Genomic DNA, 18,092 nt, shown 5'->3' with positions numbered 1-18,092 from the left:
TGCGTCTCCGAAGCCAACCCCCAGTGGAGAAACGCGATGTCGAGTGAATCGAAGTGCCCGTTCAACCATGCCGCGGGCGGCGGCCAGACCAATGACGACTGGTGGCCCGACCGGCTACGGGTCGACCTGCTCAACCAGCATTCGTCGCGGTCCAATCCCCTGGGCGACGACTTCAATTACGCCGAGGCCTTCAAGTCGCTGGACTATGCCGCGCTGAAGAAGGACCTCGAGGCGCTGATGACCGACTCGCAGCCATGGTGGCCGGCGGACTTCGGCCACTACGGCGGCCTGTTCATCCGCATGGCCTGGCACAGCGCCGGCACCTATCGCATCGGCGATGGCCGTGGCGGCGGTGGCCGTGGCCAGCAACGCTTCGCGCCACTCAACAGCTGGCCCGATAACGTCAGCCTGGACAAGGCGCGCCGCCTGCTGTGGCCGATCAAGCAGAAGTACGGCAACAAGATCTCCTGGGCGGACCTGTTGATCCTGACCGGCAACGTCGCGCTCGAGAGCATGGGCTTCAAGACCTTCGGCTTTGCCGGCGGCCGCGAGGACACCTGGGAACCCGACCACGACGTGTACTGGGGCGCGGAGACCGAGTGGCTGGGCGGCGATAACCGCTACGGCAAGGTCACCCCGAAGGACGATGGCGTGCTCGTCGCCGACCCGCACCTCCACGGCAAGGAGGAGGACCGGACCGAAGGTGGGCGCAACCTCGAGAACCCGCTGGGTGCCGTGCAGATGGGCCTCATCTACGTGAACCCGGAAGGCCCGGAGGGCAACCCGGACCCGGTGGCTGCCGCGCATGACATCCGCGAAACCTTCGGCCGCATGGCCATGAACGATGAAGAGACCGTCGCGCTCATCGCGGGCGGCCATTCGTTCGGCAAGACCCACGGCGCCGGCGATGCCAAGAACGTGCTGGCCGAGCCGGAAGCCGGCTATCTGGAGCAGCAGGGTCTGGGCTGGCGCAATGAACTGGGGAGCGGCGTGGGCGCCGATGCGATCACCAGCGGCCTGGAGGTCACCTGGACGCAGACGCCGACGAAGTGGAGCAACCTGTTCTTCGAGAACCTGTTCGGGTTCGAGTGGGAGCTCACCAAGAGCCCGGCCGGCGCCAACCAGTGGGTTGCGAAGGGCGCGGAAGCGTCGATCCCGCTGGCCTTCGACCAGAGCAAGAAGCAGCTCCCGACCATGCTGACGACCGATCTGTCGCTGCGCATGGACCCGGCCTACGAGAAGATCTCGCGGCGCTTCCTCGAGAACCCCGACCAGTTCGCCGACGCCTTTGCCCGCGCCTGGTTCAAGCTGACCCATCGCGACATGGGCCCGCTATCGCGTTACCTCGGCCCGGAAGTGCCGAAGGAAGAACTCATCTGGCAGGATCCCCTGCCCAAGGCCGACCACGCCCCCGCGAGCGAGGCCGAACTGAAGGCGCTCAAGGAAAAGGTGCTGGCCTCCGGCCTTTCCGTGGCCGAACTGGTATCGACCGCCTGGGCCTCCGCGTCCACGTTCCGCGGCGGTGACAAGCGTGGCGGCGCCAACGGTGCGCGCGTACGCCTGTCCCCGCAGAAGGAGTGGCGGGTGAACAACCCGGCCCAGCTGGCCCGGGTGCTCGAGAAGCTGGAAGGCATCCGCAAGGAAGCGAGCGCGAAGATTTCGCTCGCGGACCTGATCGTCCTTGCCGGCGGCGCCGCCATCGAAAAAGCCGCGAAAGATGCGGGCCACGACGTGACCGTACCGTTCTCGCCCGGTCGCACCGATGCATCGCAGGAGCAGACCGACATCGCCTCATTCGAGTCGATGGAGCCGATCGCCGATGGGTTCCGCAACTTCGTGAAGGGCCACTACCGGGTCCCGGCCGAAGCCCTGCTGATCGACAAGGCCCAGCTGCTGACGCTCACGGCGCCCGAGATGACGGCACTGGTCGGCGGCATGCGCGTGCTCGGCGCGAACTTCGATGGCGGCAGCACGGGCGTCCTGACCGACCGCCCCGGCCAGCTGACGAATGACTTCTTCCGCCACCTGCTCGACATGAAATACGAGTGGAAGCCAACCTCGCCTGCCCGCCATGAGTTCACCGGTAGCGAGCGCAATGGCGGAAAGGCGCGCTGGACCGCCAGCCGCGTCGACCTGGTATTCGGCTCCAACTCGGTGCTGCGCGCCCTGGCCGAGGTCTATGCCCAGGACGACTCGGGCAAGAAGTTCGCCAGGGATTTCGTCGCCGCATGGGCGAAGGTGATGGACCTCGACCGCTATGACCTGAAACGCCGCTAAGCCGTTGTGACACCCAGGGGCCACCCGGCGCGAGCCGGGTGGCCTTTCACATCCGGACGGCCCCTGGATGCGTTAGCCTAGACGCAGATTCGGCAACCTTTTTCAGAACTGAGGTACGGATCGCAATCGCGCAGGATTTTCCGAGCGGGTTCATGGCACGCTTGGCAAATACCGACACTCATGGGGAGTAGACGTGAACGGAAGCACGGCTCACAGGGTCACCTGGGTACAACTATTCGCACTCGCTGCCGCTTATGCGGCGGTGTACGAGTTCGCGCGGTACCTGACCATTTCGCACTGGATGCTCACCGCAGGCCTCCGGCTCGCGTGCCTTTTCCTCCTGCCTATCCGGTACTGGCCAGCCCTGATCCTGGGCGAGGCGCTGCCGTCGTTCGAAAATGCCCTGCTTAACGTGTCGGCATTTGGCGGCGCATGGGCCCTCGCGGCCGCTGTCCCCATGGTGCTCCTGTGGATACCCGTCGTACGTCCGCTGCGGCAGCGCTGGCCGCTACGCACCTCGGATGGAGCGCTCCGGGCAGGCGTGCTGCTCGCGGCGACCCTGGGATGCGCGGTCGTCACCGCTATTTCCACCACGATGGAACTGGAAGCCGCCCTGCTCTCGAACCCGGGTGCCTGGCCGAGCATCTCGATCAATGACTATTTCTGGGCGTATCTCCTCGGTGCGTACCTGGGCGCCCTGACCCTGACGCCCACGGTGCTGGCGATCCACGAACGCGTGACCGCCGTTCCCCGCTTCAGCGTGTCGCTGGTATGGAAAAGCCCGTTATCGCGTGACCTGCTCGCCTGGATCCTTCCCATCTGCGCCGGACTGGCGTGGGTGGCCATGGCTGCCTCCCAGGATGGTCTCCGCCAGGCCGCTCGCCTGGCCCTGATCCTGCCCATCTTCGCCGCAGCCATACGCCACGGCTGGCATGGCACCGCGCTCGCGGGCATGGCCGCCAGTGTTGCCCTGGCCGTGACGGGGGCAACGCTGCTCGAGCCGGAAATGATCCGCTGCCAGGCGGTGCTGGCGTTGTGTATCTCCGGAACGCTGCTGATGGGCTCCAGACTGCCCGTCCGCGCCACGCTGGCATCACCGCTCACACGCGTGAGGCGGTGATGCCAGGGTGCGCACCCGTCATCGTTGAAGCATTCCGTGCAGTGTCAAAAGTGTTGCGTTGAGTGTCGCGCCGATCAGTTGAACTTGACGCTGCACTCGGCGGGGTTCTTGCAGTTCACGGGGACGACCTGTACCCGGGCGTGATCGCCTGAAGTGACAGGGGCGGATACGGCGGCAGCGCTGCCAGCAGCGAACGACAGGGCGATAGCGGCAACGACAACGGCCGAACGGACGAGGGTACGCATGGTGGATCTCCTGCTGTGGTGGTTGGAGACCCTAGCGTAGCGCCCGACTTACACAGAAAGCGCAGCATCCCGGCGGCTTGGGATGAGCGTATTCGGCACACCGGGCACATCGTGTTGGCAACGTTCACGAGAACGTTTACAGCCGTTCTCACGTACCCCCGCGCCTTGAGGATATACTTATATTGACTGTATATCCCTGGAGAGTACGATGCGCGTATCGAAGTGGGGCAACAGCCTGGGCATTCGCCTGCCGGCGGCCGTCGTGGAGGCATTGGGTTTGAAAGAGGGAGATGACGTCGTGCTTTATGCAAAAGGAACCCGCGAATTCGCCGTCGAGCGCGGCCCGCGCGATGAAGAAGTACTGCAGCGCCTGCGTGCCATGGGCAACAAGCTGCCTGCCGATTTTCGTTTCGATCGCGATGACGCCAACGAGCGCTGATGGAAGGGCTCAACTTCCTCGACAGTAACGTCGTCCTGTACCTGCTCTCGCCCGATGCAAAGAAACAGGCCATCGCGCTGGAGCTGCTGTCGCGCAGGCCGGCCATCAGCGTGCAGGTGCTTAACGAGGTCACCAACGTCTGTCGAAAGAAGGCGGCGATGTCGTGGGACGACATCGCTATCTTCCTCGCCGACGTACGACATTTCTGTTCCGTCGTGCCGCTGACGACGGAAATCCACGACAGCGCGCGCCGCCTTGCGCGACGACACCAGTTGTCGTTCTACGATGCCAACATCGTCGCCGCCGCCATCGATACCGGCGCGGCCGTCGTCTGGTCGGAAGACATGCATGACGGCCTGGTGATCGAACACACCGTCACCGTGGTGAATCCGTTTCGCAAGCCTGCGACTTATCCGCCTGCGGGCGTGTAACCCTTCGCCGCCATGGTCGCGGCGACAGCCGCTTCGACGTTGGCAATCACGGTTTCAAGCGGCTGGTTGGCATCGATCTCCACGATCGGCGCACCGCTATAGCGCAGCAACGGAGTCACCGCGATCTTGCGCGCAAGGGCGTCGCGGCGGTGATCCGGTTTGCGCGCACAGGCCACATCCAGATCGACGTTCAGCCGCAACACGAGATCCGGCTTGTGGCTCGCCATCCACTCGAACACCGAGTGCTCGTAGCGCGCCAGGCGCACGACGAGGCCAGAGCCCTTCGTTGTATCGGGGAAACCCGGGCCATCGTAGGCACCGGGAATTTCCACCTGGGGGAAGCGATCGGTGACGACGATCAGGCCCTGGTGGCGCAACGCGAGCATGCGCTTGAAGCGAAGCTTGCGACGCAACGTGAAGCCGGTAATCACCAGTGCGGGGAACAGCGTCGGCTGCTTGTCTTCCTTGATACGATCGTTCACGCCATCGACCTTGCGCTTGATCGCGCGATCGAGCATCGGCCCGATGAGCGGCCAGCGCGCCATGGCGCGGGCGATGTTGCCCGACTGCTTGCCAAGGTGCACACGGCCCGCGGGGCCATAGCGGGTGATCCAGCTGGCCACGTGATCGCATACCGTCGATTTGCCCGAGCCATCGGTACCGATGATGGCGATCAGGGGAGCCATGGTGTCAGGCTGGGCGGGCATGCGGTGTCGTTTCCTGGAGGGTGAGCGTCGAAAAGGATAGCAGTGCACGGCCGGCAAGGGGCCCGGGAAAGGGCAACGTAGACGTGCATGACGGGGCGGGAATACCATAAAAGGCATTGTCTGCAACGCCCTGCCCGGTGGGCCCTCCGTGTCCGAACACCCTGATTCCCCTCAACGCCTGCGGGTCGTTGCCCTAACCGGCTGCGACGGATCGGGCAAATCCACACTGGCTGATTCACTCGTGGCGCGCCTGCGTGAGCAGGGCCCGGTCGAACAGCTGTACCTCGGCCCGTCGTCGGGGCGCATCGGTGAATGGATCCGCGAACTGCCGGTCATCGGCGGCCCCCTGGGCCGTTACCTGACCCGGAAGTCCGACCGGGTCCACGACCGGCCGAAGCAGGCGCCCGGCGGCGTGACGGCGCTCGCGATCTACCTGCTCTCGCGCTGGCGGGCCCATAAATACCGGCGCATGCTGCGCGTCTGCCGTAGCGGGACCCTGGTGGTCACCGACCGCTATCCGCAGGCCGAGATCCCCGGTTTTCTTTTCGATGGTGCCGAACTGGCGAAGACCCAGGGTGGCTCATGGTGGGTGCGCTGGCTGCGCGCACGCGAGCAGAAGCTGTACGCGTGGATGGCCACGGGCGTGCCCATGCTGGTGATCCGCCTCAACGTGGATGAAGCCACGGCGCACGCCCGCAAGCCCGACCACAAGCTGTCGTCGCTGCGCGCCAAGATCGCGAACCTCCCCCTCCTCAACTTCAACTGCGAGCACATCGTGGATCTCGATGGTCGTGACAACCCCGGCTTCGTCCTCGACGAATCGCTGCGTGCCGTGCGTGCGGCGCAAGGGAGCCTGCAGCCATGACCCACGAACGCGATGACGCCCCGCTCCCGCCCATTCCCGGCCTGATCGCCGTGGTCGGTTGCGATGGCACCGGCAAGTCCACGCTTACCCACGACCTGCTGCGCATCCTGGGCAAGCACGTGCCGACCGAGCGCCGTTACCTCGGCCTCATCTCCGGCGAGAGCGGGGCGAAGATCAAGGAACTCCCGCTGATCGGCCCGCGCCTCGAGAAGCGCCTGGCCGCCAAGGCCGCGCACGCACAGGACATGAAGAACAAGCCGCCCGGCGTCTGGGGCGCGCTCATCATGTACGCCCTTTCCGTATGGCGCGAGGGACAACTGCGCAAGGTTTGCCGGCTCGCCGAAAGCGGCACGCTGGTCATCACCGACCGCTTCCCGCAGGCGGAAGTGAGCGGCTTCCGGTATGACGGCCCGGGCCTCGGCATGGAGCGCAGTGAACACTGGCTCGTGCGGAAGCTGGCCGCGCGCGAGCAGCGTTTGTACAAGCGCATGGCACGTTACCGGCCGATACTGGTGATCAAGCTGGATATCGACGTGGCGACGGCCTACGCGCGCAAGCCCGACCACAGCCGCTCGGAGCTAAGCGACAAGATCGCGGTGATGGCGCGCCTGCAATACAACGGTGCGCCGCTGTTCGATCTGGATACTCGCGCGCCGTACCCCGATGTACTGGCACGGGCCCTGCGCGCCGTCGCGGCCGTGGTGCCCGCCCTGCCATCCAACCTGCCAGCCGAGGCATCGTGAACACCACTCTTTCGAACGCTCCGCAGGCGCCGCTGTGGCGCCGGCTGCTCATCCGCTCCGGCAAGCGCTTCCTGCGCTGGAGCGGCCGCTTCCAGGCGAAGCACTCGCTGGTCGCCACCACCCCGGTGCTGCCGAACGACACGTTCGACTGGGTGCCCCGGCTCGAGGCCGCCTGGCCCGATATCCGCCAGGAGCTCGACCACCTGCTCAAGCATCCGGAGGACATCCCGGCGTTCCACCAGATCTCCCCCGACCAGAAGCGGATCTCGAAGGGCGATAACTGGAAGACCTTCGGCTTCTACGTTTACGGCAAGCGCGTGGACGAGAACTGCGCGGTCTGCCCCCGCACGGCGGCCGCCCTGGATGCCCTGCCGGGCATGCGCAGCGCCATGTTCTCGATCCTGCAGCCCCGCTACCGCATCGCAGCGCACAAGGGTCCGACCAAGGCCGTCATCCGCGCCCACCTGGGCCTGCGGGTGCCCCAGGACTGGGAAAACGTGTGGATCCGGGTCGACGACCAGATCCTTCACTGGCGTGAAGGCAAGGTCGTACTTTTCGACGACAGTTTTGAACACGAAGTTCACAATGACACCGACGAGCTCCGCGCGGTGCTGTTCATCGACATCGACCGCCCCTCCGACCGGCTGGGCACCGCCTTTAACCGATTGATTTTCTGGCTAATCAGCATCAGCCCCTATGTTCGGCAGCCGATCCGGAACATGGCGAAGTGGAACAAGGACCACGCCCGGAACTAGGCGGCAATCGCGTCCGAATTCACACAATACTTACAAGAAAGGCGTATAGGGACTTACGAAAATCTGAGTAAATTCTTAACATAGCCGCCAATTAGGGTACCATTAGGTTCAGTAATGGCCTTGCAACCATCCGGTGCTGTCCCCAACTGACGCGAAGCCTGCGTCAAATAGCGGTAGAAATAATGAGCGCTGACGGAAATCTTCCTACTCGCATAGTGGCGGCTACGCCCACCATCAACTCGGTGCCCCTGCGCCCGGGCGACTTCGCCAGTTTGGCGGAGGTGCTGGACTATGCGGCGACCGGCACGACCGGCGCGAACTTCTATGCGGGTGGCAAGCTGGTCACGGCGCTCCCTTATGCTACGTTGCGAACGCAGGCGATCGAGCTTGCGCAGCGCCTGGCCTCGCTCGAGCTGCCGCGTGGCGCTCGCGTGGCCATCGTTGCGGAAACCAACGCCGACTTCCTTCGCTTCTTCTTCGCGTGCCAGTACGCCGGCCTGGTGCCCGTGGCCGTGCCGTCGGCCGTGAACCTTGGCGGCCATGACGCCTTCGTGCTGAAGCTTCGCGGCATGCTGCAGGCATCCGACGCGGCACTCGCCGTGGCGTCCGAGACGTTTCAGGGCTTCCTGGGTGAAGCCGTACGCGATACGAACGTGGTCATGTGGGGCGAGCCGTCGGCGTTCGACGCGCTGCCCGTGGCCGGTGCGACGCTCGAGCCGATCGGCCCGGATGAAGTGGCGTACCTCCAGTTCACTTCGGGTAGCACCGGCACGCCCAAGGCGGCGGTGATCACCGAGCGCGCGTTGCTCGCCAACCTGCGCGGCTCGATCAACCATGGCCTGGTGCTGCGCGAGGACGACCGCTTCGTCTCGTGGCTGCCCTTCTATCACGACATGGGCCTGGTCGGCTGCCTGCTGACCGTCATGGGCGGCCAGCGCTCCATCGATTACCTGGACACGCGCGAATTCGCGATGCGTCCGCGTCGTTGGCTGGAACTCATGAGCGAGTCGAAGGCGACGATCGCCTACAGCCCCCCCTTCGGCTACGACATGTGCGCGCGCCGCGTGCGTCCCGGCGACATCGCTTCGTACGACCTCTCGCACTGGCGCATCGCCGGTATCGGCGCCGAGCCGATCCACCCGGACGTGGCGCTGAAGTTCGCCGAGCTGCTCGCACCGGCAGGGTTCGATGCGAAGGCATTCGTGCCGTCGTATGGCATGGCCGAAGCCGCGCTGGCCGTGAGCTTTGCGCCGCTGCGCGGTGGCATGGTCGTCGACTGGATCGACCCGACCGACCTTTCCGACCACCTGCGCGCGACGCCGGTGGCCGAGGGCCAGGGCACGCCGTTCGTCCGCTGTGGGCCGGTGCTGCCGGAGCACGAGCTCGAGATCCGCGACGATGCCGGCCACTCGCTGGCCGATCGTCACGTCGGCAAGATCCTCGTCCGTGGCCCGAGCGTCATGTCGGGCTACTACCAGCAGCCCGAACTGAGCGGCGACGTGCTTGGTGCCGATGGCTGGCTCGACACGGGCGACATCGGCTACCTGGTCGATGGCGAAGTCGTGATCACGGGCCGCCACAAGGACATGATCATCGTCAACGGTCGCAACATCTGGCCGCAGGAGATCGAGCGCATCGTCGAGCGCCAGCCCGAGCTTCGCTCGCAGGATGCCTCCGCATTCAGCGTGCCAGGCCCGACCGGCGCCGAGATCGCTGTCGTGGTCGTTCAGTGCAACACCGATGACACCGCTGTCCGCGTCGCGCTGGTCCAGCGCATCCGCCGCGAACTGCTGGAAGAACTGGGCGTCGATTGCCTTATCGAGCTGGTGCCGCGCCACACGTTGCCGCGCACTTCGTCCGGCAAGCTTTCGCGCTCGGCCACCCGCAAGGGTTACCTGGAACGGCAGGCACAGGAGCAGGTCCTTCGGGTCGCAGGTTCGCGATGAACGAAGCGCTCGACGACGGCACGCCGGTCATCGCATTGACCGGTGCCACGGGTTTCATTGGCGCCGCGTTGAGTGAGCACCTGGTCAAGGCGGGCTACCGCGTCCGCGCGCTGTACCGCCCCCGCCGCGGCCGGACCATGCCTTGCGCCGATGGCCTCAAATGGATCGCTGGCGATCTCGACGACCAGGACGCGCTCGCTGAACTCATGCGCGGCGCGGTGGCCATGGTCCATTGCGCGGGCAGCGTCCGCGGTGCGAGCCAGGCTGATTTCGACCGGGTCAACGAGCAGGGCGTGATCCATGTCGTCGATGCCGCGGTGCGCGAGCCGGCGTGCCAGCGCTTCCTGCTGATTTCATCGCTTGCCGCGCGCGAGCCCGCGCTCTCCGACTATGCCGGCAGCAAGCGCCGTGGCGAACGCGCGCTGGCCGAGCGTGCCGGCCGGCTCAACTGGGCGGCGATCCGCCCACCCGCCGTCTACGGCCCGGGCGACCGCGAGATGCTCCCGCTGTTCCAGGGGATGGAGCGCGGCATCGCCGCGATCCCGGGTGCCGGCGATGGCCGGTTCTCGATGATCCACGTGGCCGACCTGGCGTCGGCCGTGGTGGCCTGGCTGGGTGCCCGCACGGAAAGCGGTGCCATCTACGAGCTGGATGACGGCCACGCCCGTGGCTACGACTGGGATACCGTCCTCGGGACGGCGGCACAGGTGCTGCGCCAGGGCGCGCCCATCCGCCGCCTGAAGATCCCCGTCGCCGTCCTGCGCACCGTGGCCCAGGTGAACCGCCTGGGTGCGCGCCTCTTTGGCTATGCGCCGATGCTGACCCCCGGCAAGGTGCGTGAGATCACGCACGCCGACTGGGTCTCCGACAGCACGGCCTTCGTACAAGCCACCGGCTGGCGGCCCGTCGTAAACTTCCGCGATGGGCTGGCCCAGACCCTTGGCAAATCTCCTGCCGCTTTGACCGGATTGCCCGAATGACCCACCAGAACATCGTTGCGCAGGTGATCGAACTGATCACCCAGCTGCCCGATATGCGTTCCCCCGCGCACATCACCGAAAAGACCGGCCTCACCGGCGACCTGGGCCTCGACTCGCTGAAGGTCATGGACCTGGTCGTGCTGGTGGAGGATCACTTCGACATCTCCGTGCCGGTCAACGAGCTGGCCGATATCAAGACGGTGGGCGAGTTCGCCACGCTGATCGGCAAGATCGTGGACAAGCACGCATGAAAGAGAACGCCCGCCTCCTGGCGGTGCAGGCCGTCCGCCAGGAGCTGGCGACGCTCGGCATCGATCCGTTCGGTATCCAGATCGACGAGATCCTCTCGCCGACGGAAGGCCTGATCCAGGGCCGCCAGACGATCCTCGCCGGCACCAACAACTACCTGGGCCTGACCTTCGACCCGGATTGCATCGCCGCCGCGCGCGATGCCCTCCAGAGCTCCGGTACGGGCACCACGGGCTCGCGCATGGCGAACGGCAGCTATGCCGCGCACCGTGAGCTGGAGCTCGACCTGGCGCGTTTCTACGGCAAGCGCGACGCCATCGTTTTCTCCACCGGCTACCAGGCCAACCTGGGCATGATCTCGGCCCTGGCCGGCCCGGGCGATACGGTACTGATCGACGCCGACAGCCACGCGAGCATCTACGACGGCTGCAACCTGAGCGGCGCGAACACCATCCGCTTCCGCCACAACGATCCGGAAGACCTGGCCAAGCGCATGCGTCGCCTGGGCGACGAGGCCGCCACCGCGGTCGTCGTCATCGAGGGCGTGTACAGCATGCTCGGCGACCGCGCCCCGCTGCGCGAGTTCGTCGACGTGAAGGACCAGTTCGGCGCCACGCTGCTCGTGGACGAGGCCCATTCCATGGGCGTGCTGGGCGAGAAGGGCCAGGGCCTCTGCGAAGAGACCGGCACCCTCGACGGCATCGATTACGTCGTCGGCACCTTCAGCAAGAGCCTCGGCAACACCGGCGGCTTCTGCGTGGGCGACGCCGAAGAGATGGACGTGCTGCGTTACGCGAGTCGCCCCTACGTATTCACCGCCTCGCTGCCGCCGGCCACGATCGCGGCGACGCGCATGGCGTTGCGCAAGCTCGAGGCGGCCCAAGACCTGCGCCAGCGGATCCGTGAGAACTCGGCGCGCCTCCACGCGGGTCTCAGCGCGCTGGGCTTCCGCCTGGGTGCCCCGGCGAACGCCGTGGTCGCCGTGCTCGCGGGGGAGAAGATCGAGGCCCTGCGCTTCTGGCACCACCTGCTCAAGCACGGCGTGTACGTGAACGTCATGGTGCCGCCGGCCACGCCGGGCAATGAATCGCTGCTCCGTTGCAGCGTCAGTGCCGCGCACACACCGGAACAGATCGACGCGATCTGCGCCGCGTTCGCCAGCTGGCCCGGCCGTAACGCCGGTCACCAATGAAGCACTGGTTTTCCGATGGCGCATTCCGCGCCATCGTGCGCAACGCCACCTACCTCGGCTCCAGCAACGTCGTCGGCGCATTGCTGGGGTTGCTGGCGCTCGCCTGCGCCGGCCGCGCCATGCACCCGGCGCTGTTCGGCGTGCTGGTGGTGGTCCAGGCCTACGGCAAGACGGTCAGCGATATCGCCAAGTTCCAGACCTGGCAGTTCATCGTCCAGTTCGGCACGCCGGCGCTCGCGCACAACGATCTGAGCCGCTTCCGTGACGTCGTCGGGTTCTCGTTCGGCCTCGATCTCGCCAGCGGCGCCGTCGCGCTCGTCGGCGGCATGGTCCTGCTGCCCTTCCTCAGCCACGCGGTCGGCATCCCGCCGGGCGATTTCTGGTGGGCGCTGGCGTACTGCACCCTGATCCCCACGACGACCGCGGCGACGCCCACCGGCATCCTGCGCTCGATCGACCGTTTCGACCTGATCGCCGTGCAGCAGGCGATCACGCCGTTCCTGCGCGCCGTTGGCAGCGTCATCGCGTACTTCGGCGATCTCGGCTTCCCCGGCTTCATCGCGACCTGGTACGTCTCCAGCCTGGCCGGCGATGCCGCGCTGTGGTGGTTCGCCGTGCGCGAGCTGCGCCGGCAGAATATCCAGGATGCGCTCCGGCCCAAGCTGTTCAGCGCGGCACGCCGGATCAAGGGCGCCTGGGATTTCGTCTGGACCACCAATTTCGCGCACTCGATCTGGTCGGCGCGCAACGCCGGCAGCAACGTGCTCGTCGGCATCGTGCTCGGTCCTGCCGCTGCTGGCCTGTTCAAGGTCGCACTGACCTTTTTCGACGCCGCAGGCACCCCTGCGTCGCTCATGCAGAAGAGCTTCTACCCCGAGATCCGCCGCCTCGACCCCGCCAGCGACCGCCCGTGGAAGCTGGGCCTGCGCTCCGGCATGCTCGCCGGCGGCCTGGGCGTGCTCGTGGCCGTGCTGGTCATCGGCGTCGGCAAGCCGCTGATCGGCGCCGTGTTCGGCAAGCAGTACATCGAGGCGTACGACCTGTTGCAGGTCATGTGCGCCGCGCTGGTCGTCTCCATGGCCGCGTTCCCGCTCGAGTCCCTGCTCTACATCGCCAACCGCCAGCGCGCCGCGCTGGTGGCCCAGGCGCTCGCCGCGGTGGCCTACGTGGGCCTGCTCATCGGCCTCAGCCATGCGTACGGCATCATGGGCGCCGCGGTCGCCTACTTCGGCGGCCAGTGCCTGGACGCGCTGTTCTCACTGGTGCCGACGCTGGGCGCGTACCGCAACCGGCATAAGCTCACGTTCTACGCGCCTGAGGAAGCAAGTTGATGAACGGCATCGGTGGTTTGCGCTGGCAACGATTCCCGAAGGAAACCCTTCGGCGATTGTTCGATGCCGTCGATACCGACGATGTCGTGGATGCGCACGTCGACCTGCCCAACCCCATCGTGCTGGCCTGCCCGGATGAATGGATCGAGCGGTGCTACGCGCTGTGCCTGCAGTTCTGGGAAGACGGCGTCACCCGCGCGGAGCTGATGCACCTGGTGGACAAGCTGCTCCGCAACGAGGGGCTCAGCGCCGACGACCGTATCCAGTACAAGAACATCCGCGCACGCTACAAGCACCTGCGTTTCGCGCAGCGCCTGTACGGCAAGCGGCACCGGTCGGGCTTCGTCTTCGACCTGACCACGCGGATCATGGGCCACCTGCAGGATGCGTTCCGTGGCGGCAAGCGCAGCCGGGTGGTGCGCCGCGGCCTCGAGCTGAAATGCCTGCTTTCGCGCCCGGTGTGGCGGATGGTCCGCCGCGGCCTCATCAACATGGAACTGGATAACGAGGCCGGATTCCTCGCGCACCAGCGCGCGGAGATCCGCCGCCTGAAGAAGGCCATGGCACGTACCAGCTTCGCCGGCCATCAGTTCCACACCGTGCGCAAGATCATCAGCATGCAGGTGTCGTACTACGACACCCTGCGCTCGATCGAGCCGACCGAGCACGCGTTCCGCATGTCGCGCTTCCTGGCGGCGATCAACGGCCTGATGGGTGCGCGCCACGACGAGATGGTCGCCGACCAGCTCTCAGGCCGGCGCGACTACCGCACGCCGACGCCGCTAGCGGCACAGACCCGCACGCGGCTCGAGACGCTCGTCGCCCACTACCCGCTTTAGCGGGCAGCGGTCGCGTCGCTCGGCGTTTCCTCGGGCTGCCAGCCACCGCCAAGGGCAATCACCAGGTTCACGCTGGCGTCGAGCTGGCGGCGGCGCAGCTCGAGGTTGCCGCGCACGGCGTTGAGCGCGGTATTCGCCGCATCCACGACAGCCGGATAATCGGCCACGCCCTCGCGGTACTGGTTCTGCATCACGCGGTCCGCCTCGGTCGCCGCCTTCGCGGCATCCGCGTGCAGCTGCGCCGTCCCGGCCAGCGTGCTGGTCACCACCAGGCCGTCTTCCACCTCGCGGTAGGCATCCAGCACGGTCTGCCGGTAATTGGCCACGGCCTCGTTGTAAGCGGCACCGGCGTTCTCTTCGCCGCCTTCGAGGCGGTCACCGGCGAACAGGGGCGCATGTGCGTCCACGGTCCCCGTGGGCCCGCGGCGGACGCCGATGCCCGCGGCCAGGCTGATCGAAGGCAGCGTCTGCGCCTTGGCCACACCTACCCGCGCGTTGGCGGCGGCCATGCGCCGCTCGCTCGCAACGACATCCGGGCGGCGCGTCAGCAGCGTGGCCGGCACGCCGGCTGGGATCTCCGGCACCGCGACATCGAACGTGGCGACCGGGGCGATCGCGAAGTCGGCGGGCGCCTTGCCCAGCATCACCGCGATCGCATGCTCGAGCTGCGCGCGGCCGCTCTTTGCATCGGCAAGCTGCAGCTGCGCGGCACTGGAGCGGACGAGCGCATCGGCCACGTTGGCACTGGATGCCTGGCCTTGCGCGTACTGGTTCTGCACCATCGTGTGCCAGCGGGTGCCGACATCGGCCGCGCGCTCGATGAGCGCGATCAGCGCGTCATCCTCGCGCAGCGCGAAATAGCTCTGTACCACGCGTGCCTGCATCGAGAGCGTGGCGCCAGCCAGGTCGGCCTGGCTGGCCTGCGCGGACGCGCGGTGCGCCTCGACGTCACGGCGGATGCGGCCCCACAGGTCGATGTCCCAGCTCACGCCCAGGCCGAAGTCATTCTCGTTGCGCTGGCCGGACTTGAACGAGCCCACGCCGATCGCCGGATAGGCCGGGCCACCCGCGACCTTCACCAGTGCCCCGGCTTCGCGCACGCGCGCCTCGGCGGCGGCGAGCGACTGGTTGTTCACCTGCACCTGCGAGACCAGCGCATCGAGCGTGGCGTCGTTGTAGATCGACCACCATTTGCCCGCAGGCATCGGAGCCGTTGCGCCGGGCGCCTGCGCCTCCTTGTACGCCGCGGGCGCGGGCGCCGCCGGGCGGACATAATCTGGACCCACGGTGCATGCGGCGAGGCCAACCACGAAGCCTGCCGCGGCGAGCGCGCGCACGAAGGCGTTCACGGACGGCGCGCTCATGCGAGCGGGCCCTTGCCGGTCGTGTATCCCGCCCCGCGCCGGGTCCCGAAGCTGTGCAGCCATTGGCTTGTCCACCTGCTGAATCGATCAAGGTAAAGGTACACAACCGGGGTCGTGTACAGGGTCAACACCTGGCTGAGGATGAGGCCGCCGCCCATCGCGATACCGAGCGGCTGCTGCATCTCCGAACCATTGCCACGCGAGAGCGCCAGCGGCACCGCCGCGACCATCACCGCCAGCGACGTCATGAGGATCGGACGGAAACGCAGCCGGCAGGCCTCGTGGATCGCTTCCAGCGGCGTCAGGCGCCCTTCCCGGCCGGCGGCCAGGGCAAAGTCCACCATCATGATCGCGTTCTTCATGACGATGCCCACGAGCGAGAAGATGCCGACCAGTGCGATCACATCCAGGTCGGTGCGGAAGAGGATCAGCGCGAACACCGCGCCAACGGCTGCGGACGGCAGCGTGCTCAGGATCGTGATGGGATGCACGCAGCTTTCGTACAGGATGCCGAGCACGATGAACAAGGTCAGGAACGCGCCAAGGATCAGGGCCGGCTCGCTATCGGCCACCTGCCGTGCCGCGCCCGCGGCGCCCTGGTAGCTGCCCCGCACCGAGGTCGGCACGGCGAGCTTGCGCATGGCGCCTTCGATCAGCTGCGTGGCTTGTGCCAGCGAGACGCCGGGCACGCGGTCAAACGAAATGGTGGCGGCAACCGACTGCCCGTAGTGCGCGATATCCAGCGGGGCATCGAACTCCCGCACATGGCCCAGCGCCAGCAACGGCACGCTGTTTCCGCCCGGTGCGGGAACCGTAAGGCGATCGAGGCCCTGCGCGGATCGCGCGAACTCCGGCGCCACGCCCATCACCACCGGCACCTGGCTGGTCGGCGTGAACACGGTGGTGACCCGGCGGTCGGCGAAGGCATCGCGGAGGACACTATCGATCCGCGAGTAGCCCACGCCAAACTGCGCGGCGACGCCACGGTCCACATCGAGCGATGTCGCGATGCCCACGTTGCCGGCATTGCCGTGCACGTTGGTGAGCTGCGGCAGGGCCAGCATTGCCTGCACCACCCGTGGCGTCCATTCGCGCAGCAGTTCGGGCGAATCCGCCTGCAGGGTAAATTCGTTCGACGATCGGCTGCGGCGGCCGCCGACACGGATGTTCTGCACGGAGGTGACGGTATAGATGCCGCCCTCCTTCCCCGCGAGCTTCCGGTTCAGGCGCGCGGCGACTTCATCAGCCGTGGCCGCGCGCTCCGAGAGCGGCTTCAGCGTGACGAACAGCGAGCCATCGTTCTGCTCAAGGTATCCGGCCACCGACGCGACGCCGGGATCCGTGCGCACGATGTCGATGAACTCGGCCAGGCGCGCCTTCGCCACGGGGAAAGCGGTACTGCCGCCCGCGTCGAAATCGCCTGTGAGCTCGCCGGTATCCTGCCGTGGGAAGAAGCCCTTCGGTACCACCATGTACAGGACGACGCTGAGGCACAGCACGACCAGCAAGGAGAGCATGGTCAGCGGCGCGTGGCGCAGTGCCCATACCAGGCTCCGATCGTAGCCCTGCTGCAGGCGCGCCAGTGACCGCTCGCTCCACTGGTAAATGCGGCCATGCGCGCGTGCGGTGCCGGCGGGGCGCAGCCATTGCGCGCACCACATCGGCACCACGGTCAACGACACCACCAGCGAAATGGCGATCACGGTGGCCAGGGTCACCGAGAACTCGCGGACGAACAGGCCCACATAGCCGCCCATGAGCAGCATCGGGATGAACACGGCGATCAACACCGCGCTCATCGACACCACCGTGAGTCCCACCTCGCCGGCACCCACGCGCGCCGCTTCACGGGGCGGCAGCCCGGCCTCGAGGTGGCGGGAGATGTTCTCGACGACCACCACGGCATCGTCCACCGCGAAGCCCACGGCGATGGTCAGTGCCATCAGGGAAAGAATATCGAGGCTATAGCCCAGCGCCTTCATGACGATCATGGCACCGAGCATCGCGATGGGCGCGACCGCGCTCGCGATGATCGCTGCGCGCCAGTCGCGCAGGAACAGCAGCATCACCACGACGACGAGCACCACGGCCAGGGCCAGCGTGTGCTCGGCGCCGCGCAGCGATGCGCGCACGGTGGTCGCGCGGTCGACGATCACGCTGACATGCATGTCGCCGGGCAATGAGGCGCGAAGCACCGGCAACCGCTGCATCACGCCATCGATGACCGAGATGGTGTTGGAGCCAGGCTTGTGCCGCACGAGCGCGAGTACCGCCGGTTCGCCATTGGCCAGCGCGGTGGTGTGAGGATCGCGCACGTCCGCCGTCGCGCGGCCCACGTCGCCGAGGCGCACCACGGCGCCATCTCGCTGCGCGACCACCAGCGACTGGAAGGCCTGCACCGAATCGAGCTGGCCGTTGGTCGCGACCTGCAGCGCACGGTCGCCGGCTTCCACCACGCCTGTCGGCTGGTTGGATACCGCGGATGCGAGGGCACGCCGCACGTCTTCAAAACCGACACCGCGCTGGCCCATCGCCTGTGGGTCCAGCGCAATGCGGAACGCCGGCACGGAGCCACCGACGAGCTCGACATCGCCGACGCCATCCACCTG

Annotated in this window: 17 protein-coding genes; 13 read left to right on the top strand and 4 right to left on the bottom strand. The window is 66.8% G+C overall.

The annotated features are described in order from the left end of the window. Window positions 1-36 precede the first annotated feature (36 nt). Complete coding sequence (gene katG / locus ACTHLF_RS16745; protein ID WP_440328724.1) at window positions 37-2,277, top strand: catalase/peroxidase HPI; 2,241 nt, start codon at window positions 37-39, stop codon at window positions 2,275-2,277. A gap of 193 nt (window positions 2,278-2,470) precedes the next feature. After that, window positions 2,471-3,397: an MASE1 domain-containing protein gene (locus ACTHLF_RS16740; protein ID WP_440328723.1), complete on the top strand. Its 927-nt coding sequence runs from the start codon at window positions 2,471-2,473 to the stop codon at window positions 3,395-3,397. A 74-nt stretch (window positions 3,398-3,471) separates the two neighbouring features. On the opposite strand, the gene ACTHLF_RS16735 is transcribed toward ACTHLF_RS16740, so the two are convergent. Continuing rightward, the gene (locus ACTHLF_RS16735) at window positions 3,472-3,642 is read right to left on the bottom strand and encodes a hypothetical protein (RefSeq protein WP_440328721.1); all 171 of its coding nucleotides are present in this window, start codon (window positions 3,640-3,642) and stop codon (window positions 3,472-3,474) included. Window positions 3,643-3,850: 208 nt separating this feature from the next. Here ACTHLF_RS16735 and ACTHLF_RS16730 point away from each other — a divergent pair, with 208 nt between their 5' ends. After that, entirely contained in the window at window positions 3,851-4,081 is a 231-nt protein-coding gene (locus tag ACTHLF_RS16730) for an AbrB/MazE/SpoVT family DNA-binding domain-containing protein (RefSeq protein WP_440328719.1), read from the top strand. Beyond that, window positions 4,081-4,512, top strand: coding sequence for a PIN domain-containing protein (locus ACTHLF_RS16725; RefSeq protein ID WP_440328717.1), 432 nt, complete (start codon window positions 4,081-4,083; stop codon window positions 4,510-4,512). Before ACTHLF_RS16730 ends, ACTHLF_RS16725 begins: the two co-directional genes overlap by 1 nt. Here ACTHLF_RS16725 and ACTHLF_RS16720 read toward each other — a convergent pair. Next, the gene (locus tag ACTHLF_RS16720; RefSeq protein ID WP_440328716.1) at window positions 4,491-5,219 is read right to left on the bottom strand and encodes a hypothetical protein; all 729 of its coding nucleotides are present in this window, start codon (window positions 5,217-5,219) and stop codon (window positions 4,491-4,493) included. The genes ACTHLF_RS16725 and ACTHLF_RS16720 overlap by 22 nt on opposite strands. Before the next feature lie 148 nt (window positions 5,220-5,367). Here ACTHLF_RS16720 and ACTHLF_RS16715 point away from each other — a divergent pair, with 148 nt between their 5' ends. From ACTHLF_RS16715 to ACTHLF_RS16675, 9 genes are all read left to right on the top strand, one after another. After that, the gene (locus ACTHLF_RS16715) at window positions 5,368-6,084 is read left to right on the top strand and encodes a hypothetical protein (protein ID WP_440328715.1); all 717 of its coding nucleotides are present in this window, start codon (window positions 5,368-5,370) and stop codon (window positions 6,082-6,084) included. Beyond that, the gene (locus ACTHLF_RS16710; RefSeq protein WP_440328713.1) at window positions 6,081-6,827 is read left to right on the top strand and encodes a hypothetical protein; all 747 of its coding nucleotides are present in this window, start codon (window positions 6,081-6,083) and stop codon (window positions 6,825-6,827) included. The genes ACTHLF_RS16715 and ACTHLF_RS16710 overlap by 4 nt, the downstream gene beginning before the upstream one ends. Further along, complete coding sequence (locus ACTHLF_RS16705; RefSeq protein WP_440328712.1) at window positions 6,824-7,582, top strand: aspartyl/asparaginyl beta-hydroxylase domain-containing protein; 759 nt, start codon at window positions 6,824-6,826, stop codon at window positions 7,580-7,582. Before ACTHLF_RS16710 ends, ACTHLF_RS16705 begins: the two co-directional genes overlap by 4 nt. A gap of 182 nt (window positions 7,583-7,764) precedes the next feature. Beyond that, a complete protein-coding gene (locus ACTHLF_RS16700) occupies window positions 7,765-9,528 on the top strand; it encodes a fatty acyl-AMP ligase (protein WP_440328710.1) in 1,764 nt (587 codons plus the stop codon). Beyond that, on the top strand, window positions 9,525-10,508 hold the full coding sequence (locus tag ACTHLF_RS16695; protein WP_440328708.1) for an NAD-dependent epimerase/dehydratase family protein: 984 nt from the start codon (window positions 9,525-9,527) through the stop codon (window positions 10,506-10,508). Before ACTHLF_RS16700 ends, ACTHLF_RS16695 begins: the two co-directional genes overlap by 4 nt. Beyond that, window positions 10,505-10,759 carry an acyl carrier protein gene (locus tag ACTHLF_RS16690; protein ID WP_440328706.1) on the top strand — a complete coding sequence of 85 codons (255 nt, stop codon included), beginning with the start codon at window positions 10,505-10,507 and terminating at the stop codon, window positions 10,757-10,759. The genes ACTHLF_RS16695 and ACTHLF_RS16690 overlap by 4 nt, the downstream gene beginning before the upstream one ends. Beyond that, window positions 10,756-11,949: a serine palmitoyltransferase gene (gene spt, locus ACTHLF_RS16685; RefSeq protein WP_440328704.1), complete on the top strand. Its 1,194-nt coding sequence runs from the start codon at window positions 10,756-10,758 to the stop codon at window positions 11,947-11,949. Before ACTHLF_RS16690 ends, spt begins: the two co-directional genes overlap by 4 nt. Further along, complete coding sequence (locus ACTHLF_RS16680; RefSeq protein ID WP_440328702.1) at window positions 11,946-13,280, top strand: lipopolysaccharide biosynthesis protein; 1,335 nt, start codon at window positions 11,946-11,948, stop codon at window positions 13,278-13,280. The genes spt and ACTHLF_RS16680 overlap by 4 nt, the downstream gene beginning before the upstream one ends. Then, a complete protein-coding gene (locus ACTHLF_RS16675; protein WP_440328701.1) occupies window positions 13,280-14,119 on the top strand; it encodes a hypothetical protein in 840 nt (279 codons plus the stop codon). Before ACTHLF_RS16680 ends, ACTHLF_RS16675 begins: the two co-directional genes overlap by 1 nt. Here the strand turns inward: ACTHLF_RS16675 and ACTHLF_RS16670 are convergent. Then, window positions 14,116-15,483, bottom strand: a complete 1,368-nt coding sequence (locus tag ACTHLF_RS16670) for an efflux transporter outer membrane subunit (RefSeq protein WP_440328699.1) — start codon at window positions 15,481-15,483, stop codon at window positions 14,116-14,118. The two genes, ACTHLF_RS16675 and ACTHLF_RS16670, sit on opposite strands and share 4 nt — an antisense overlap. Continuing rightward, window positions 15,480-18,092: efflux RND transporter permease subunit (locus ACTHLF_RS16665; protein WP_440328697.1), on the bottom strand; the 2,613-nt coding region annotated here is incomplete at its 5' end. The genes ACTHLF_RS16670 and ACTHLF_RS16665, both read right to left, overlap by 4 nt.

It is taken from the genome of Luteibacter sp., from assembly GCF_051958795.1.
GTDB lineage: Bacteria > Pseudomonadota > Gammaproteobacteria > Xanthomonadales > Rhodanobacteraceae > Luteibacter.
Note: the sequence above shows the minus strand (reverse complement) of the source record. Positions and strands in the feature narration are given on the sequence as shown.

Excerpts from the sequence above, each read along its gene's own strand:
- katG (WP_440328724.1), top strand. The coding sequence starts at position 37 with ATGTCGAGTGAATCGAAGTGCCCGTTCAACCATGCCGCGGGCGGCGGC.
- ACTHLF_RS16735 (WP_440328721.1), bottom strand. The coding sequence starts at position 3,642 with ATGCGTACCCTCGTCCGTTCGGCCGTTGTCGTTGCCGCTATCGCCCTG.
- ACTHLF_RS16730 (WP_440328719.1), top strand. The coding sequence starts at position 3,851 with ATGCGCGTATCGAAGTGGGGCAACAGCCTGGGCATTCGCCTGCCGGCG.
- ACTHLF_RS16725 (WP_440328717.1), top strand. The coding sequence starts at position 4,081 with ATGGAAGGGCTCAACTTCCTCGACAGTAACGTCGTCCTGTACCTGCTC.
- ACTHLF_RS16720 (WP_440328716.1), bottom strand. The coding sequence starts at position 5,219 with ATGCCCGCCCAGCCTGACACCATGGCTCCCCTGATCGCCATCATCGGT.
- ACTHLF_RS16710 (WP_440328713.1), top strand. The coding sequence starts at position 6,081 with ATGACCCACGAACGCGATGACGCCCCGCTCCCGCCCATTCCCGGCCTG.
- ACTHLF_RS16700 (WP_440328710.1), top strand. The coding sequence starts at position 7,765 with ATGAGCGCTGACGGAAATCTTCCTACTCGCATAGTGGCGGCTACGCCC.
- ACTHLF_RS16695 (WP_440328708.1), top strand. The coding sequence starts at position 9,525 with ATGAACGAAGCGCTCGACGACGGCACGCCGGTCATCGCATTGACCGGT.
- ACTHLF_RS16690 (WP_440328706.1), top strand. The coding sequence starts at position 10,505 with ATGACCCACCAGAACATCGTTGCGCAGGTGATCGAACTGATCACCCAG.
- spt (WP_440328704.1), top strand. The coding sequence starts at position 10,756 with ATGAAAGAGAACGCCCGCCTCCTGGCGGTGCAGGCCGTCCGCCAGGAG.
- ACTHLF_RS16680 (WP_440328702.1), top strand. The coding sequence starts at position 11,946 with ATGAAGCACTGGTTTTCCGATGGCGCATTCCGCGCCATCGTGCGCAAC.
- ACTHLF_RS16675 (WP_440328701.1), top strand. The coding sequence starts at position 13,280 with ATGAACGGCATCGGTGGTTTGCGCTGGCAACGATTCCCGAAGGAAACC.
- ACTHLF_RS16670 (WP_440328699.1), bottom strand. The coding sequence starts at position 15,483 with ATGAGCGCGCCGTCCGTGAACGCCTTCGTGCGCGCGCTCGCCGCGGCA.